Origin of the sequence: Xanthomonas sp. NCPPB 3583, assembly GCF_041475715.2 — a bacterium.
GTDB classification, from domain to species: Bacteria; Pseudomonadota; Gammaproteobacteria; order Xanthomonadales; family Xanthomonadaceae; genus Xanthomonas; species Xanthomonas euvesicatoria.
Map to the genome: position 1 here is coordinate 3,724,732 of NZ_CM191263.1, position 15,980 is coordinate 3,740,711.

The following is a 15,980-nucleotide window of genomic DNA, read 5'->3' on the forward strand; positions in this document are numbered from 1 at the left end:
CTCAGATGGACGAATGCACACACCGGCCCAGCACGTCGATGGCCTGACACATTCCCCTGCATCGACGAACGCCGGCAGCCGTTGCGCTGCCGGCCGCGCTCACGCATGCCCACCCACCGACGGCGTCTGCGCTTCCAGGGTTTCCAGCTGGCGTGCCACCGCTTCGGGCGACTTGGTAAACGGCGCGATCAGGCTGTAGAACGCCGGCACCACGTACAGCGACAACAACGTGGACAGCGAGACGCCGAAGATCACCACCACGCCGATGGTGGCGCGGCTGGCCGAGCCAGGCCCACCGGCTACCACCAGCGGAATCGCGCCGACTACCGTCGCAATGGAGGTCATCAGGATCGGGCGCAAACGCACCGATGCCGATTCCACGATGGCCGCATGCACACTGCGCCCTTCGTCGCGCAACTGGTTGGCGAATTCCACGATCAGGATGCCGTTCTTGGCCGCCAGCCCCACCAGCATCACGATGCCGATCTGACTGAACAGATTGAGCGTGCCGCCGGTCAGCCACAGCCCCACCAGCGCGCCCAGCACGGCCAACGGCACGGTGAGCATGATCACCAACGGGTGCGCAAAGCTTTCGAACTGCGCGGCCAGCACCAGATACACCACCAGCAGCGCCATGCCGAAGGTCAGCAACACCGCACTGCCCGATTGCTGGTACTCGCGCGATTCGCCTTTCCAGTCCACCTGCGCATATTCGGGAAGTTCTTCCTGCGCGGCCTGCTGCGCCCAGGCAATGGCATCGCCAAGCGGGTAGCCCGGGGCCAGGCCGGCGGTGATGGTGATCGCACGCAGGCGATTGAAGCGATTCAAGGTGCCGGCTTCGGCCACTTCGCTCAAGGTCACCAGGTTGGAGAGCGGGATCAGTTCGCCACGGTTGGAACGCACGCGAATGGCGGTGAGGTCTTCCGGCGACATGCGGCCTTCGCGCCCGGCCTGCAGCATCACGTCGTATTCCTCGCCGTTGTCGACGAAGGTGGTGACGCGGCGCGAGCCCATCAACGCTTCCAGCGCCCCGCCGATGGCAGTGACCGGCACGCCCAGATCGGCCGCGCGCAGGCGGTCGATATTGACGCGCATCTGCGGGCGGGTTTCCTTGTAATCAGAGTCGGGGCCGACCAGACCGGGGTTGGCTTCCATGCGCTGCAAAATGCGGTCGCGCCATTGCGCAATCTCCGCGTAATCCGGCCCGCCCAGCACCAGCTGGAACGGTTGTCCACGGCTACGCACCAGCCCGCCGCTCACCTGCGTGCGCGCACGCACGCCGCTGAGCACATTGAGTTTCTGCTGCACCTCATCGGCCACTTCGGTGGTGGGGCGGGAGCGCTTTTCCCAATCCTGCAAGAACACGCTGACCCGGCCGGTGTGCATTTCCTCACTGCTGCCAAAGCCGCCAGGCACGCGCGGGTTGGCGCGCACGATGGGTTTGTCCGGCCCCACGAAGGGGCGCAGGATGTCTTCCACCTGATGCATCTGCCCAACCGTGTAATCGAAGCCGGCCCCTTCCGGGCCGTCGATCATGATCTGGAAATTGCCGCGGTCTTCGGCCGGCGCCAGTTCGGAAGGAATGCGGCCCATCAGCCATGCGCTGGCGCCCAGCGCCAACAGCATCAACAGCGCAAAGATCCAGGTGCGGTGCACATGCCGCTCCAGCGAGCGCCCATACGCACCGGATACCGCCTGCATGCGCCCATCGAACCAGCGGTGGAAGCGATTGGGCTTGGCCTGCCCGTGCGCGCGCAACAATTTGGACGACATCATTGGCGTCAGCGTCAGCGCCACGAAGGCCGAGATCGCCACTGCCGCCGCCAGCGCCACCGCCAATTCGCGGAATAGCCGCCCGGTATTGCCTTCCAGAAAACCGACCGGCAGAAACACCGCCACCAGCACGGCCGTGGTCGCAATCACCGCGAACGCCACCTGCCCGGTGCCGCGCTTGGCGGCCACCAGCGGCGGTTCGCCCAGATCGATCCGGCGCTGGATGTTTTCCACCACCACGATGGCGTCGTCCACCACCAGGCCGATACACAGCACCAAGGCCAGCAGGGTGAGCAGGTTGATCGAAAAATCGAAGGCGTATAGCGCAATGAATGCGGCAATCAGGCACACCGGCACCGTCACCGCAGGAATCAGCGCGGCACGCGCGCTGCCCAGAAACACCCAGATCACCACCAGCACCAGCACCACCGCTTCCACCAGCGTGTGATACACGCGCTCCACCGCCGCATCGATGAAGGTGGTGGTATCGAAGGCAACGAAGATGTTGGTGCCCTTCGGGAGCGACTTCTGCACTTCTTCGGCCTGCGCGCGCGCTTCGCGCGCCACGTCCAGCGCATTGGCGGTGGAGTTGCGCACGATGCCCAGCCCCACGTTGGGCACGCCATTGCTCTGGAAATAGGCGCGCCGCTCGGCCGAGGTCAGCTCCACCCTGGCCACATCGCCCAGCCGTACCACGTAACCGCCCTCGCCCTTGTTCAACGGCAACTTGGCGAAATCTTCGGGCTTGAGATAACTGCGCTCCACGCGCAAGGTGAAATCGCGCTGCGCCGATTCGATGCTGCCGGCGGGCAGCTCGACGTTTTCGTTCTGCAGCGCCGCTTCCACATCGGCCACGGTGAGTTCGCGTGCCGCCAATTGGTCGCGGTCCAGCCAGATGCGCATCGCATAGCGCTGGCGCCCGCCGATCCGCACCTGCGCCACGCCATCCAGGCTGGAGAAGCGGTCGACCACGTAGCGCTCGGCGTAGTCGGACAGCTGCAGCGTGTCCATCGTGCTGGAGCTCATGTTGAGCCACAGGATGGGGTCGGCGTCGGCTTCGACCTTGGAAATCTCCGGTGGACGCGCCTGGTCGGGCATGCGGTCGGACACCCGGCTGACCGCATCGCGCACGTCGTTGGCGGCCGCTTCCACATCGCGCGATTGCACGAACTCGATACTGATGTCGGAGGAGCCATTACGGCTGCGCGCCTCGATGGTGGAGATGCCCTCGATGCCGGCCAGCGCGTCTTCCAGCACCTGGGTGATGCGGCTTTCCACCACTGCGGCAGAGGCGCCGGTGTATTCCACATCCACTGAGACGATGGGCGGGTCGATGGCCGGCAACTCGCGTAGCGTGAGGCGGGTGAACGACATCACCCCCAGCACGATCAGCAGCAAACTCATCACCACCGCCATCACCGGGCGGGTGATCGACAGGTCGGAGAGTTTCATTGTGCGGCCGCCTGCGGGCGGGGCGCTGCGGGCGCGGCCTGATCGGCAATCTTCAGGCCCGGGCGCAGCTTGCCGGTGCCGTCCACTACGATGCGCTCGCCGGCCTTGATGCCTTCGAGGATTTCCACCTTGCCGTCGCGGCGCTCGCCCAGCCGCACATCGGCGCGCTCCACGGTGCTGTCGGGCTTGACCCGGAAGACGTACGATTCGCGCCCCACCTGCACCACCGCAATTTCCGGAATCACCACCGCCTGCCGCGCCGGCTGGAACAGCCGCACATCCAGCAGCATGCCCGGACGCAGCCGGCGATCGTCGTTGGGGAAATCCGCACGTACCGTCACCGAGCGCGTGGTCTCATCGATCCGCGAATCGATGGTCACCACCTCGCCCTGGAACTGCGCGCCCGGATACGCCGCCGCGCTGCCGCTCACGGCATTACCGAGTTGCACCAGGCCGAACTGCGATTCCGGCACCTGGAAATCCACGTACATGCGCGCTACATCGTCCAACGTGGCGATCACCGTGCTGGAGGTGATCAGCGAGCCAGGGCTGATCTGGCGGATGCCCAGCACACCGGAAAACGGCGCGCGCACTTCGCGGTCGGTGATTTCCGCGCGCATCTGCTGCACCCGCGCCTGTGCGGCATCGCGCAGCGCGCGCTGCGTGTCCACGGTGGACTTGGCCACCAGTTGCTGGCCAACCAGACTCAACTGGCGGCGGTACAACTGGTCGGTCTCTTCGAAGGTGGCCTGTGCGGCGGTCAATGCCGCCTGCTGCGAATTGCCGCGCAGACGCAGCAGCAATTGCCCGGCCTTGACCTCGTCGCCGCTGTCGAAATACACCTGCTCCACCACATCGCTGACCGCGGCGGTGAGCGCCACCGATTCGCGCGCACGCACGGTGGCGATCGACTGCACGGTCGAGTTCCAGGGTTGGGTGGCCACCGTCTGCACCGAGACCGGAATGGGTTTGGCGGCGGCCGGCGTGCTGGCCTGACGGCTACAACCGGCCAGGACAGCGGCCAACAAGAGCGCGGCGCAAACGCGCGCGCTGGGCAGAACAGGCATCAGAACATCCTGGCGGGGTACGTCGAAAGTTTACCGACCTAGCCGCCATGAATTGACAGAAAGGGCGCGCTTTGCACCATGACCAAAGACCCTTGCTGTCCTTGGCACGATGCGCTGGTCAGCGCGGCCAGCACCTGGCCGCGCATTCGCCAGACGGGCGCCGCCGGTATGCAATAACGGCGTGTATGGGGTCATACACCGCCGCTGCGTACACGCACCGCGTTTGCCTGACGACCGCATGCCCTGTCGTGTTCGCCGCGCTTAGAGCGGCGAACAAAACGTAGCGAGCAGTCGTCAGGTGGGTGCGGACGGCGCACAGGACCGGAGTGTACGAGTGGTACATGCCGATTCCGAGCACCGGCCGCGCCCGCCTCGCGGCTGCGCAGGAGTTTTACTAGCCGCGCTTAGCGTTCCAGCCCCAGATATTCGAGCACATGGTGCGCCAGCGCCTCTACGTTCTCACCATCGGCGTGAAGATGGATCTCCGGGTTCTGGGGTGCCTCGTACGGCGAGTCGATCCCGGTGAAATTGGGAATCTGCCCGGCGCGCGCCTTGCGGTACAGCCCTTTCACATCGCGCGCTTCGGCAACGGCCAGCGGCACGTCCACGAAGACCTCGACGAACTCGCCCTGGTCGAAGCGTTCGCGCGCCAGCTGCCGCTCGGCACGGAATGGCGAAATGAAACTCACCAGCACGATCAGGCCGGCATCGGCCATCAGCCGGGCCACTTCGGCCACGCGACGGATGTTTTCCACGCGGTCTTCGTCGGTGAAGCCCAGGTCGCGGTTGAGCCCGTGGCGCACGTTGTCGCCGTCCAGGATGAAGGTGTGATAGCCCAGCGCGTGCAGGCGCTTGTCGACCAGGTTGGCGACCGTGGACTTGCCGGCCCCCGACAGCCCGGTAAACCACAGCACGCATGGCGCTTGGCCCTTGATGCGCGCACGTGCGCTGCGATCCACGTCCAGATGCTGCCAGTGCACGTTGCCGGCGCGGCGCAACGCGAATTCCAGCGTGCCGGCGGCCACGGTGGCATTGCTTTGGCGGTCGATCAGGATGAATCCGCCGAGCACGCGGTTGCGCGCGTAAGGCGAGAACGCGATCGGTTCGTCCAGTGCCAGGTTGCAGTAACCCACCTCGTTGAGTTCCAGGCGCTTGGCAGCCAGCCGCTCCTGCGTGTTCACATCGACCTTGTGCTTGATCTCGCTGATGCTCACGGTCACGGTGCGGGTGCCGATCTTGAGCCAGTACGGGCGGCCGGGCAGCAACGCAGCATCGTCCATCCACAGCAGATGCGCGGCGAACTGGTCGGCCACCTCCGGCGGGTCGTCGACGGCGGCAATGATGTCGCCACGGCTGATGTCGATCTCATCGCGCAAGGTCAGCGTCACTGCCTGCCCGGCGCGTGCGCTGTCGACCTCGCCGTTGGCATCGCGCACGCTTGCCACCTGCGTGCGGCGCCCGGACGGCACGACCACCACCGCATCGCCCGCACGCACCTGGCCGGCGGCAATCGTGCCCGCATAGCCACGGAACTGCGCGTTGGGGCGGTTGACCCATTGCACCGGCAGGCGCAGGCCGCTACCAGCATCCGGCGACTCCAACTGCACGGTGTCCAGGTGCTGCAGCAGATGCGGGCCGCCGTACCACGGCATCTGCGTCGAAGCGCTGGACAGATTTTCGCCCGCCAGCGCCGACAGCGGAATGCACTGCACCTGGGCGATGCCCAGCTGCGCGGCAAGTGCGGTGTAGCCTTCTGCGATGTCGGCGAACACCTGCGCGTCGTAATCCACCAGGTCCATCTTGTTGACCGCCAGCACCACATGCCGGATGCCCAGCAACGACACGATGTAGCTATGCCTGCGGGTCTGCGTCAGCAGGCCCTTGCGTGCATCCACCAGCACCACCGCCACATCGGCGGTCGACGCGCCGGTGGCCATGTTGCGCGTGTACTGCTCGTGTCCGGGGCAATCGGCCACGATGAATTTCCGCCGGTCGGTATCGAAATAGCGGTAGGCCACATCGATGGTGATGCCCTGCTCGCGTTCGGCCGCCAGCCCGTCCATCAGCAGGGCATAGTCGATGCCCCCGCCCTGGGTGCCATGCCGTCGGCTATCGCTTTCCAGCGCGGCAAGCTGATCGTCGAACAAGCGCTTGCTGTCGTAGAGCAACCGCCCGATCAGCGTGCTCTTGCCGTCGTCCACGCTGCCGCAGGTGATGAAGCGCAGCAGCGGCTTGGATTCGTGTTGCTGGAGGTAGGCGCCGATGGTGCCGGGAATTGGGAGTCGGGAATCGGGAATCGCAAAAGCGTTCTCCGCCAACGTGACGTCTTCCGGCAACCGCTGTTGCGATTCCCCATTCTCCATTCCCCATTCACTGCCCATCAGAAATACCCCTCAAGCTTCTTCTGTTCCATCGATGCGCCCGGGGCGTGGTCGATCATGCGGCCCTGGCGCTCGGAGCTGGTGCTGACCAGCATTTCGGCGATGACCGCTTCCAGCGTGTCGGCCTCGGAGTCGATGGCGCCGGTGAGCGGGTAGCAGCCCAGCGTACGGAAGCGCACCGAGCGCAGTTGCGGGGTTTCGCCAGGGCGCAGCGGCAGGCGCGCGTCGTCGACCATGATCCAGGCGCCGTCGCGCTCCACCACCGGGCGCGGGGCGGCGAAGTACAGCGGCACCACCGGAATCTTCTCGCGGTAGATGTACAGCCAGATGTCCAGCTCGGTCCAGTTCGAGAGCGGAAACACGCGCACGCTTTCGCCCGGACCGGTGCGCGCGTTGTACAGATTCCACAACTCCGGGCGCTGGTTCTTCGGGTCCCAGCGGTGGCGTGCGGTACGAAACGAAAAGACGCGCTCCTTGGCGCGCGATTTCTCTTCGTCGCGGCGTGCCCCACCGATCGCCGCATCGAAGCCGCCGTGCTCCAGGGCCTGCTTCAGGCCCTGGGTTTTCATGATGTCGGTGTGCACGGCGGCACCGTGGCTGATCGGGCCAACGTCCTGCGCAACGCCGTCGGGGTTGATGTGCACGCGCAGGTCCACGCCGGTCTCGGCCGCGCGGCGGTCGCGGAAGGCGATCATCTCGCGGAACTTCCAGCGTGTATCGATATGCAGCAGCGGGATCGGCGGCCGCGATGGCGAGAACGCCTTGAGCAGCAAGTGCAGCAGCACCGAGCTGTCCTTGCCCACCGAATACAGCATCACCGGAGCCCGGAACTCGGCGGCGACTTCGCGCAGGATGTGGATGCTTTCGGCTTCGAGCCGGTCGAGATGGGACAGCGGCGGCAGGGTCATCAGAATGTCGTGGGTGTCGGCGGGCAGACCAGCCGATGGTAGGGCAAGGCGCTGCAGTGTGTGCCGCCCCGATGACTGCGCGAAATAAGCGCCCGGCATAACGCGATAACGGCAATTCCTTTCTGGTGGGCGCAACGCTTCCCTAACATCGTCCCTCTCATCAAATCCCCCGGATCCGAATGACCGCCGCCAGTTCCGCGCTACCGCCCAGCCCCTTGCCCGACGAGCGCAAGGCGCTGCTGGACCGGTTGGTCGACGGCCTGGATACCGCATCGCTGTGGTGGCTGTCCGGTTACACCGCCGGGCTGGCGCAGGGCCATCCGCCGCGCGCGCTGGCCGTGTTGCCGGGCGGACAAGCACAGGCAATCGCCCTGGAAGGCCAGCGCCTGACCGTGGTGTACGGCAGCCAGACCGGCAACGCGCGTCGCCAGGCAGAGCACCTGGCCGCCGAGGCCGAAGCCGCAGGTCTGAGCGTGCGCCTGTTGCGCGCCGACGCCTACCCCACCCGCGAGCTGGCCAGTGAGCGGCTGTTGTATGTGGTGATCAGCACCCAGGGCGAAGGTGACCCGCCAGACGATGCGATCGGCCTGGTGGAATTCCTGACCAGCCGTCGCGCGCCCAAGCTGCCCGAGCTCAAGTACGCAGTGCTGGGGCTGGGCGATTCCAGTTATGCCGATTTTTGCGGTATCGCCCGACGCATCGACGAGCGCCTGGCCGAACTGGGCGGCCGCCGCGTGCAGCCGCGCGGCGAAGCCGATCTGGACATCGACAGCGTCGCCGCGCCATGGCGCGCGCAGGCGCTCACGCATGCGCGCGAGCAACTCAAGGGCGGCCTGCACTCGGCCACGGTCACGCCACTGCGCAGCACCCCGGCCACGCCGGTGTGGTCGCAGCAGCAGCCGTTCGCCGCCGAGCTGTTGTCCAATCAGATCATCAGCGGGCGCGATTTCAAGGGCCCGGGATTTCGCGTCTACGCGGTCCCCGGCAAGCGCGTGCGTCATCTGGAATTTTCGTTGGAAGGCAGTGGCCTGAGCTATGAGCCGGGCGATGCGCTGGGCATCCGCCACCGCAATCCGCCTGCGTTGGTCGATGCGGTGCTGCAGACATTGCGGTTGGACGGCAACGCCGTCGTCACCGTCGGCGAGCAGACACTGGCAGTGCATGCATGGCTCGCCACCCAGCGCGAACTGACCAAGCTGTCGCGGCCGTTTCTCACCGCACATGCCGAGCGCGCAGGCGCGCAAGAACTGCAAGCGCTGCTCGCCCCCACCCAGACTGCCGGCCTGGCGTCGCTGCTCGCCGATCATCAGGTGATCGACGTGCTGCGCCGCTGGCCGGCGGATTGGGACCACGCCGGCCTGCTCGCCGCGCTGCGTCCGCTCACCCCGCGGCTGTATTCCATCGCCTCCAGCCGCAAGCGCGTGGGCGATGAGGTGCATCTGGCGGTGGACGAGGTCGCCTACCAGGCGCATGGGCATGCGCATCTGGGTTCGGCCAGCGGCTTTCTGGCCGCGCTTGCCGAAGGCGACACTGCGCCGGTGTACATCGAACCCAACCACCGCTTCCGCGTGCCGGCCGATACCGATCGCGACATCCTGATGATCGGCCCGGGCACCGGCGTGGCACCGTTCCGCGGCTTCGTGCAGGAGCGTGCGGAAACCGGCGCCAAGGGCCGTAACTGGTTGTTCTTCGGCGCCCAGCATTTCAATACCGATTTCCTGTACCAGGCCGAATGGCAGCTGGCCCTGCAACGCGGCGAGTTGCATGCGCTGGACCTGGCGTTCTCGCGCGACCAGGCCGAAAAGCTCTACGTGCAACACCGCCTGCGCGCGCGTGGCGCCGAGGTCCATGCCTGGCTGCAAGGCGGCGCGCACGTGTATGTGTGCGGCGCCACCCGCATGGGCAAGGACGTGCACGCCGCCCTGCTCGACATCGTCGCCACTCACGGCGCCCTGGATGCCGAGACCGCCGCCGCGTATCTCACCCAATTGCAGGTGGAGGGGCGCTATGCGCGGGATGTCTATTAGTGCCGGGATTGGGGAGTGGGGATTGGGGATTCGTGAGAGCGGGTGTCCGCGATCTTTGTGCTGTGTGGGTAATGCCCGCGCTTTGCTGTTGCTAATCCCCAATCACGAATGCCGAATCCCGTTATGAGCCACTCCGTCGAAGACATCAAATCCGAAAGCCGCCGTCTGCGTGGATCGTTGCAGCAGAGCCTGGCCGATGCGGTGACCGGGGCGTTGCGTGAGGACGATCAGACCCTGATCAAGTACCACGGCAGCTACCAGCAGGACGACCGCGACATCCGCGATGAGCGGCGGCGGCAGAAGCTGGAGCCGGCGTACCAGTTCATGATCCGCACGCGCACCCCGGGCGGGGTGATCACGCCCACGCAGTGGCTGGCACTGGATGGCATCGCCACCCGTTATGCCAATCATTCGCTGCGCGTTACTACGCGCCAGGCCTTCCAGTTCCATGGCGTGATCAAGCGCGAATTGAAGGCCACCATGCAGGCCATCAATGCCACCTTGATCGATACGCTGGCCGCCTGCGGCGATGTGAATCGCAACGTGCAGGTGGCCGCAAATCCGCTGCTGTCGCAGGCGCATGCCACGCTGTATGCCGATGCGGCGCGCGTGTCCGAGCACCTGCTGCCCAACACGCGGGCGTACTACGAAATCTGGCTGGACGAAGAGCGCGTGTCCGGCTCCGGCAGCGAGGAGGAGCCGATCTATGGCGAGCGGTATCTGCCACGCAAGTTCAAGATCGGTTTCGCCGCACCGCCGCTCAACGATGTGGACGTCTTCGCCAACGATCTGGGCTTCATCGCCATCCTGCGCGATGGGCAATTGCTGGGCTACAACGTCAGCATCGGTGGCGGCATGGGCGCCTCGCACGGCGATGCCGAGACCTGGCCGCGGGTGGCCAACGTGATCGGCTTCGTCACCCGCGACCAGTTGCTCGATATCGCCACGGCCGTGGTCACCACGCAGCGCGACTTCGGCAACCGGGCGGTGCGCAAGCGCGCACGCTTCAAATACACCATCGACGACCACGGGCTGGACACCATCGTGGCCGAAATCGCGCGCCGCGCCGGCTTCGCATTGCAACCGGCGCAGCCGTTCGCGTTCGACCACAACGGCGACCGCTATGGCTGGGTCGAAGGCGAAGACGGGCGATGGCACCTGACCCTCTCCTTGCCGGCCGGTCGCATTGCCGACACCGACACCGCTGCGCATCTGAGCGGGTTGCGCGCAATCGCGCAGTTGAACGTCGGCGAATTCCGCATGACGCCCAACCAGAACCTGGTGATCGCCGGCGTACCGGCCAGCGAGCGCGCACGCGTTGACGCGCTGGTGGCGCAGTACGCGCTGGATGCCGGCAACCGCGCCGCCACCGCCCTGGCGCGCGGCGCAATGGCCTGCGTGGCACTGCCCACCTGCGGCCTGGCGATGGCCGAGGCCGAACGCTACCTGCCCGATTTCAGCGCCGCGCTGCAGCCGCTGCTGCAACAACACGGACTGGCCGACACGCCGATCGTGCTGCGCGTGTCCGGCTGCCCGAACGGCTGCTCGCGCCCGTATTTGGCCGAAATGGCGCTGGTCGGCAAGGCCCCCGGGCGCTACAACCTGATGCTGGGTGGCGACCGCCGCGGCCAACGCCTCAATACGCTGTATCGCGAAAACATCACCGAGCCGGAGATCCTGGCTGCATTGCAACCGCTGCTGGCGCGCTATGCCACCGAAGGCGACCACGCCAACGATGAAGGCTTCGGCGATTTCCTGCACCGCGCCGGCGTGATCGCGTTGCCGCCCTACCCCACGCACCGTCGCCTCGACCTGGAATTGCTCGCATGACCGCGCTGCCCGCTGCATCGATTACCTCTTCCGCGTTCGACGATCTGGACGCGCTCAATGCGCAGCTGGAAGGGCTGCGCGCCGACCAACGCGTGGCCTGGGCGCTGCAGCATGGCCCGCAGAACGCGGCCTTGTCGTCCAGCTTCGGCGCGCAATCGGCCGTCACCTTGCATTTGCTCAGTCAGCAACGCCCCGACATTCCGGTGATTTTGATCGACACCGGATATCTGTTTCCGGAAACCTACCGCTTCGCCGATGCCCTGACCGAGCGACTCAAGCTCAACCTCAAGGTGTATCGCCCGCTGGTCAGCCGCGCCTGGATGGAAGCGCGCCACGGCCGCCTGTGGGAACAGGGCATGGTCGGCATCGATCAATACAACAACCTGCGCAAGGTCGAACCGATGCGGCGCGCCCTGGACGAACTCGAGGTGGGCACCTGGTTTACCGGCCTGCGCCGCAGCCAGTCCGGCGGCCGCGCGCAGACGCCGATCGTGCAGAAGCGCGGCGAGCGCTACAAGATCAGCCCGATCGCCGACTGGACCGATCGCGATGTGTGGCAATACCTGCAAGCACACGATCTGCCGTATCACCCGCTCTGGGAACAAGGCTACGTGTCCATCGGCGATTTCCACACCACCCGTCGCTGGGAGCCCGGCATGCGCGAGGAAGACACGCGTTTCTTCGGCCTGAAGCGCGAGTGCGGCATCCACGAAGACATCTAGCGGCAGCGGTCACGTGCACCTGTGCGGGTGACGCTTGACCAGCATGCGCTGCAGCTGCATGGGCAGGCTGCATCCAGGATGCAATGGTGGTGCACTGCGCGCCGTGCTCATGCACCGGCGCGCCCGTCACCGCGCCGAGGCACCGGCGTGCGTGCGCCGCATCCAGTAACGATCGAACGCCCACATCAGCAACAACGACAGGCCGACCAGCGGAAAGATCAGCCCGCACAGCACCAGCAGCACCATCAAGCCGCGTAGCGTGCGCGGGTCGGCCGGCAACGGCGGTACACCCAGGCCCCCGCTGGGGCGGCGCTTCCACCACATCACCGCCGCGCTGACGCACAACAGCACAATGGCGATGCAGGCGAACAACAGGATCAACTGGTTGGCAGTGCCGTATTGCTGCCCCAGGTGCACGTTGATGCCCCATTCCAGCAGCTTGGCCAGCGGCCCGTAGTCGCGGTAACGCATGTCCAGCAGCACCGCACCGCTGTATTGATCCAGGTGGATCACGCGCTGCCGCTGCAGATCGGCCGGGTACACCGACGCGGTATAGACCCCGGTCGCACCACGCGGCGGCGCCACGCTATATCCCGGCTGGATGCCGCGTGCCTCGAAACGCGCCATCGCTGCATCCAGACCGATCGCGCCGCGTCCCGGCGCAGCGAATCCAGCGGAATCGCCGTGATCGGCATGCGCGTTGTCTGCCGAATGCGCGTGTTGGGCCGCGTGCTCCGCCTGGGCCAGGTGCCCTGCGTGTTCTTCATGGCCTGCATGCGCTGCGCTTGTCGTGAGCGCTCCCTGCCGGGAACGCTCGGGATGCTCGTCGCCCACCTGCAACGCACGCGCGTGCTCGCCATGCGCGTGCTCATCCACCGCGCCAGTTGGCTGTGCAGGCACCACAGATTCCGGCAGGCGCGCCTGCCGCAACGACCATGCCGGCTCGCCACTGTCGGTCAAGCGCTGCTGCGACATCGGCTGCTGCACGCGCAGCCCGGCGGGATAGCCGAAATCATGCCCATTGACCCAGCGATTGACCTGCGCACCCCACAGCCACGACCACGGCATGCCGGTCAGCGCCAGGAACAGCAGGATCGCACCAACCCCGGCACCGGTCACTGCGTGCAGGTCGCGCCAGAACAGCCGCTGTGTCGGCTTGCCGCGCACGCTGATCACGCCGCCGCGTCGCCCGCGCGGCCACCACAGATACACGCCCGTGAGCACCAGCACGATGGCCCATCCGCCGGCCATTTCGATCAGGCCGCGGGCATATGGCCCCACCAGCGCAAGACTATGCAGCCGGCGGATGGTCCAGCTGAGCGTGCCGTGCTCGGGCAAGGCGCCCAACACCCGTGCACTGTACGGATCGACATACACCACCTGCCGCACGCCGTGCGCATCCACCAACCCGATCTCCGCGCTCGCATCGGCGCGTTTGGGCGTGGTGTACACGAACAAGCGGCCGCCATAGCGCCCTTGTGCAGCGGCAACCAACTGCTGTGCGGGCAAGCGCACATCGCCTACCGGCACCACCTTCAACCCGTGGTGCACGCTGCGGTCGATGGCGTCCTGGTACAGGAACGCGGCCCCGGTCACCGCCAGCCAGATGATGAAAGGCAGCACAAGCAGCCCGGCATAAAAATGCCAGCGCCACACCGCGCGATAGAAGCGCCAGCGGCTGGCTTGGCGCGACTCGTCCACGCCACCGTGGTCAATCGTTGCATGCATCAGAAGCTCCAATCCCACGACACCGACAACGCACGTCCATCGCCGGGCGAGTAACCGGAGCTGCCGCTGTCGTACCAGGCGTACACATACGCGCGATCGGTGACATTGCGTAGCTGCAGGCTGAGCGCATTGCGCGCGTCCACCGCCCAGCGCGCGCCCAGGTTGAGCAAGGCGTAGCCACCGGTGCGGCCCAACGTGTTGGTGCGTTCCAGGTAGTAATCGCCTTGTGCGTTGCCCCAGGCGCTCACCTGCACCGACGAACTGACCTGCCACTCCAGCCCGGCGGTGGCCAACCAGTGCGGCACGTTTTCGATCTCCTTGCCACGCGTGGCCGGGGCGCTCGGATCGGGCGTGACGATGCTGGCCTTCTGCCGCGAATACGAAACCCATGCACGCCAATGCTCGGCCGGCTGCAGGTTGAGCTGCGCATCCCAGCCGCGCCGCAGCGTACGGCCGACATTGGCCACATCGCCGATGCCGACCACGCCATTGACGCCGAGAACGGTCGCCACCTCCCCGGATGCGCGCTGCTCCCAATACGCCAGGCGCCCATCCAGCAGGGACGACGGCGCGAACTTGAAGCCGGTCTCCCAACCGTCGTTGATCGAGGGCCCGAGGTTGCCGGGCTGGCGACGGTAGGCGCCATCGCCGCTGCCGATCTGGAAGGTGCGCCCCCAGTTCGCATACACGCTGCTCTGCTCGCCCACGCGGTAGCTCGCACTGAACTTGGGTTGCTTGATGGTGCCGTAGTCGTAGACCGGCGCAATGCTGCCGGCCAGCACGTCGTGCAGCTGTCCATCGACACGATCGATGCGATACCCCGGCACCAGCTGCAGGCGCGCAATGGGGGTCAGCACCGCCTGCACATACGCGCCACGCGTGCGCAGGTCGTAGTCCCAATCGCGCAGCTGTGCCCCGCGCACACGGGCCACCGTGCGATACCGCTGCGATTGGTTGGCCTGCCACTGCGCATCCACCCCGGCTTCCAGGTTGGCCTGCAGCGCACCCCAGTCCGGCTGCCAGTTGCTACGCAGCAGCAGCCCGCGATGGGTTTCGTCGGTATCGCGTTCCTGCTGCAGCCCGGCCGCAGAAAACCGCACCCAGCGTTGGTTGCGGTAGTCGTTCTGGTAGGCCTTGGCGCTCCATTGCGCCTGCTCACCGAGCGCACCGTCCGCATGCAACGCAGTCTGGCGCAGACGACGCTCGCTTCGGTCGTTCTGCGCATAGTCCGGCGAACTGCGCGGCGCCGCACGCGCGGTGGCGGCATCCAGATAGCCGGCTTCCAAGGCATGGTTGTCGTAGTACCGCGTGGTGAGCCCCGCGCGGAATGCGCCGTCCGGGTCGGTGTAGAACCACTTGCCCGCCACGCTGCGCTTGCGTGCGTCGGCATGATCGCGATACCCGTCCGAGTCGCGCCAGGCCAGCACGTAGTTCTGGCTCCAGGCGCCCTGTTCGAAACCTTTGCTCAGTTGCACCTCGCGCGCATCGAAGCTGCCGGCCGTCACGCTCAAGCGGCCGTCGTTGCCGCCGGTACGGGTGAGCACGTCCACGCTGCCGGCAATGGCATTCAGGCCATAGCGCGCGTCGTTGGTGCCGCGCACGATCTCGATGGCGCTGATGTCCTGCGGGAACACCGCGTCCAGGTACGGCATGGCGCCGGCGTTATCGTTGCTGGGGATGCCGTCGATCAGCAGCTTCACCGCATTGATGCGCCCCTCGCCATTGAATCCGCGGAACGAAAAGCGCCCCGCATCGGTGCCCATGCGGAACTGGGTGACCTGCACCCCGGGCGCGCGCATCAGCAGTTCCCAGCTGTAGTCCACATGTTGATCGTGCAGCAGCTCGCCGCCGATCACATCCACCGAGCTCAGCACGCGTGCCGTGCTCGGGCTGCGCTGCGCATGTTCGCTCACCTGCACCTTGCCCAGCGTGAGTGCGGCGTCTTGCGCCTGCACATCGCATGCAGGCCCCCACACCAGCGCCAACGACGGCGCATACCACATCGTTTTCAACAACCGCAAACGCATGACCAACCCTTCGCCGTGACTGCACGGCCGCACAGCCGTGCGCTGCCACCATCGCGGCGCACATC

Annotated in this window: 9 protein-coding genes and 1 other RNA gene; 3 read left to right on the forward strand and 7 right to left on the reverse strand. The window is 66.3% G+C overall.

The window, feature by feature from the left end:
- Nucleotides 1-99: 99 nt before the first annotated feature.
- From ACCQ07_RS16110 to cysD, 5 genes are all read right to left on the reverse strand, one after another.
- Nucleotides 100-3,225: an efflux RND transporter permease subunit gene (locus ACCQ07_RS16110; RefSeq protein WP_011348407.1), complete on the reverse strand. Its 3,126-nt coding sequence runs from the start codon at nucleotides 3,223-3,225 to the stop codon at nucleotides 100-102.
- Nucleotides 3,222-4,292, reverse strand: a complete 1,071-nt coding sequence (locus tag ACCQ07_RS16115) for an efflux RND transporter periplasmic adaptor subunit (RefSeq protein WP_011348408.1) — start codon at nucleotides 4,290-4,292, stop codon at nucleotides 3,222-3,224. The genes ACCQ07_RS16110 and ACCQ07_RS16115 overlap by 4 nt, the downstream gene beginning before the upstream one ends.
- Before the next feature lie 268 nt (nucleotides 4,293-4,560).
- Nucleotides 4,561-4,635, reverse strand: a non-coding RNA gene (locus ACCQ07_RS16120) — sX9 sRNA.
- Between the two features lie 61 nt (nucleotides 4,636-4,696).
- Nucleotides 4,697-6,655, reverse strand: a complete 1,959-nt coding sequence (gene cysN, locus ACCQ07_RS16125) for a sulfate adenylyltransferase subunit CysN (RefSeq protein WP_371892572.1) — start codon at nucleotides 6,653-6,655, stop codon at nucleotides 4,697-4,699.
- Nucleotides 6,656-6,672: 17 nt separating this feature from the next.
- The gene (gene cysD, locus ACCQ07_RS16130; RefSeq protein WP_218531566.1) at nucleotides 6,673-7,581 is read right to left on the reverse strand and encodes a sulfate adenylyltransferase subunit CysD; all 909 of its coding nucleotides are present in this window, start codon (nucleotides 7,579-7,581) and stop codon (nucleotides 6,673-6,675) included.
- Between the two features lie 179 nt (nucleotides 7,582-7,760).
- Between cysD and ACCQ07_RS16135 the strand changes: the two genes are divergently transcribed.
- The 3 genes from ACCQ07_RS16135 (at nucleotide 7,761) to ACCQ07_RS16145 (ending at nucleotide 12,160) form a co-directional block, all read left to right on the forward strand.
- A complete protein-coding gene (locus tag ACCQ07_RS16135; protein ID WP_277573664.1) occupies nucleotides 7,761-9,608 on the forward strand; it encodes an assimilatory sulfite reductase (NADPH) flavoprotein subunit in 1,848 nt (615 codons plus the stop codon).
- Between the two features lie 123 nt (nucleotides 9,609-9,731).
- Entirely contained in the window at nucleotides 9,732-11,438 is a 1,707-nt protein-coding gene (gene cysI / locus ACCQ07_RS16140) for an assimilatory sulfite reductase (NADPH) hemoprotein subunit (RefSeq protein ID WP_372363455.1), read from the forward strand.
- Nucleotides 11,435-12,160 carry a phosphoadenylyl-sulfate reductase gene (locus ACCQ07_RS16145; RefSeq protein ID WP_031424105.1) on the forward strand — a complete coding sequence of 242 codons (726 nt, stop codon included), beginning with the start codon at nucleotides 11,435-11,437 and terminating at the stop codon, nucleotides 12,158-12,160. Before cysI ends, ACCQ07_RS16145 begins: the two co-directional genes overlap by 4 nt.
- Before the next feature lie 126 nt (nucleotides 12,161-12,286).
- Here ACCQ07_RS16145 and ACCQ07_RS16150 read toward each other — a convergent pair whose 3' ends face one another.
- Nucleotides 12,287-13,888, reverse strand: a complete 1,602-nt coding sequence (locus ACCQ07_RS16150; RefSeq protein WP_071118479.1) for a PepSY-associated TM helix domain-containing protein — start codon at nucleotides 13,886-13,888, stop codon at nucleotides 12,287-12,289.
- On the reverse strand, nucleotides 13,888-15,891 hold the full coding sequence (locus ACCQ07_RS16155) for a TonB-dependent receptor (protein WP_209261419.1): 2,004 nt from the start codon (nucleotides 15,889-15,891) through the stop codon (nucleotides 13,888-13,890). The genes ACCQ07_RS16150 and ACCQ07_RS16155 overlap by 1 nt, the downstream gene beginning before the upstream one ends.
- Nucleotides 15,892-15,980 lie beyond the last annotated feature (89 nt).

Bases quoted from the DNA above. Each gene is read 5' to 3' on its own strand.
- ACCQ07_RS16110 (WP_011348407.1), bottom strand. From the start codon at position 3,225: ATGAAACTCTCCGACCTGTCGATCACCCGCCCGGTGATGGCGGTGGTG.
- ACCQ07_RS16115 (WP_011348408.1), bottom strand. From the start codon at position 4,292: ATGCCTGTTCTGCCCAGCGCGCGCGTTTGCGCCGCGCTCTTGTTGGCC.
- cysN (WP_371892572.1), bottom strand. From the start codon at position 6,655: ATGGAGAATGGGGAATCGCAACAGCGGTTGCCGGAAGACGTCACGTTG.
- cysD (WP_218531566.1), bottom strand. From the start codon at position 7,581: ATGACCCTGCCGCCGCTGTCCCATCTCGACCGGCTCGAAGCCGAAAGC.
- ACCQ07_RS16135 (WP_277573664.1), top strand. From the start codon at position 7,761: ATGACCGCCGCCAGTTCCGCGCTACCGCCCAGCCCCTTGCCCGACGAG.
- cysI (WP_372363455.1), top strand. From the start codon at position 9,732: ATGAGCCACTCCGTCGAAGACATCAAATCCGAAAGCCGCCGTCTGCGT.
- ACCQ07_RS16145 (WP_031424105.1), top strand. From the start codon at position 11,435: ATGACCGCGCTGCCCGCTGCATCGATTACCTCTTCCGCGTTCGACGAT.
- ACCQ07_RS16150 (WP_071118479.1), bottom strand. From the start codon at position 13,888: ATGCATGCAACGATTGACCACGGTGGCGTGGACGAGTCGCGCCAAGCC.
- ACCQ07_RS16155 (WP_209261419.1), bottom strand. From the start codon at position 15,891: ATGTGGTATGCGCCGTCGTTGGCGCTGGTGTGGGGGCCTGCATGCGAT.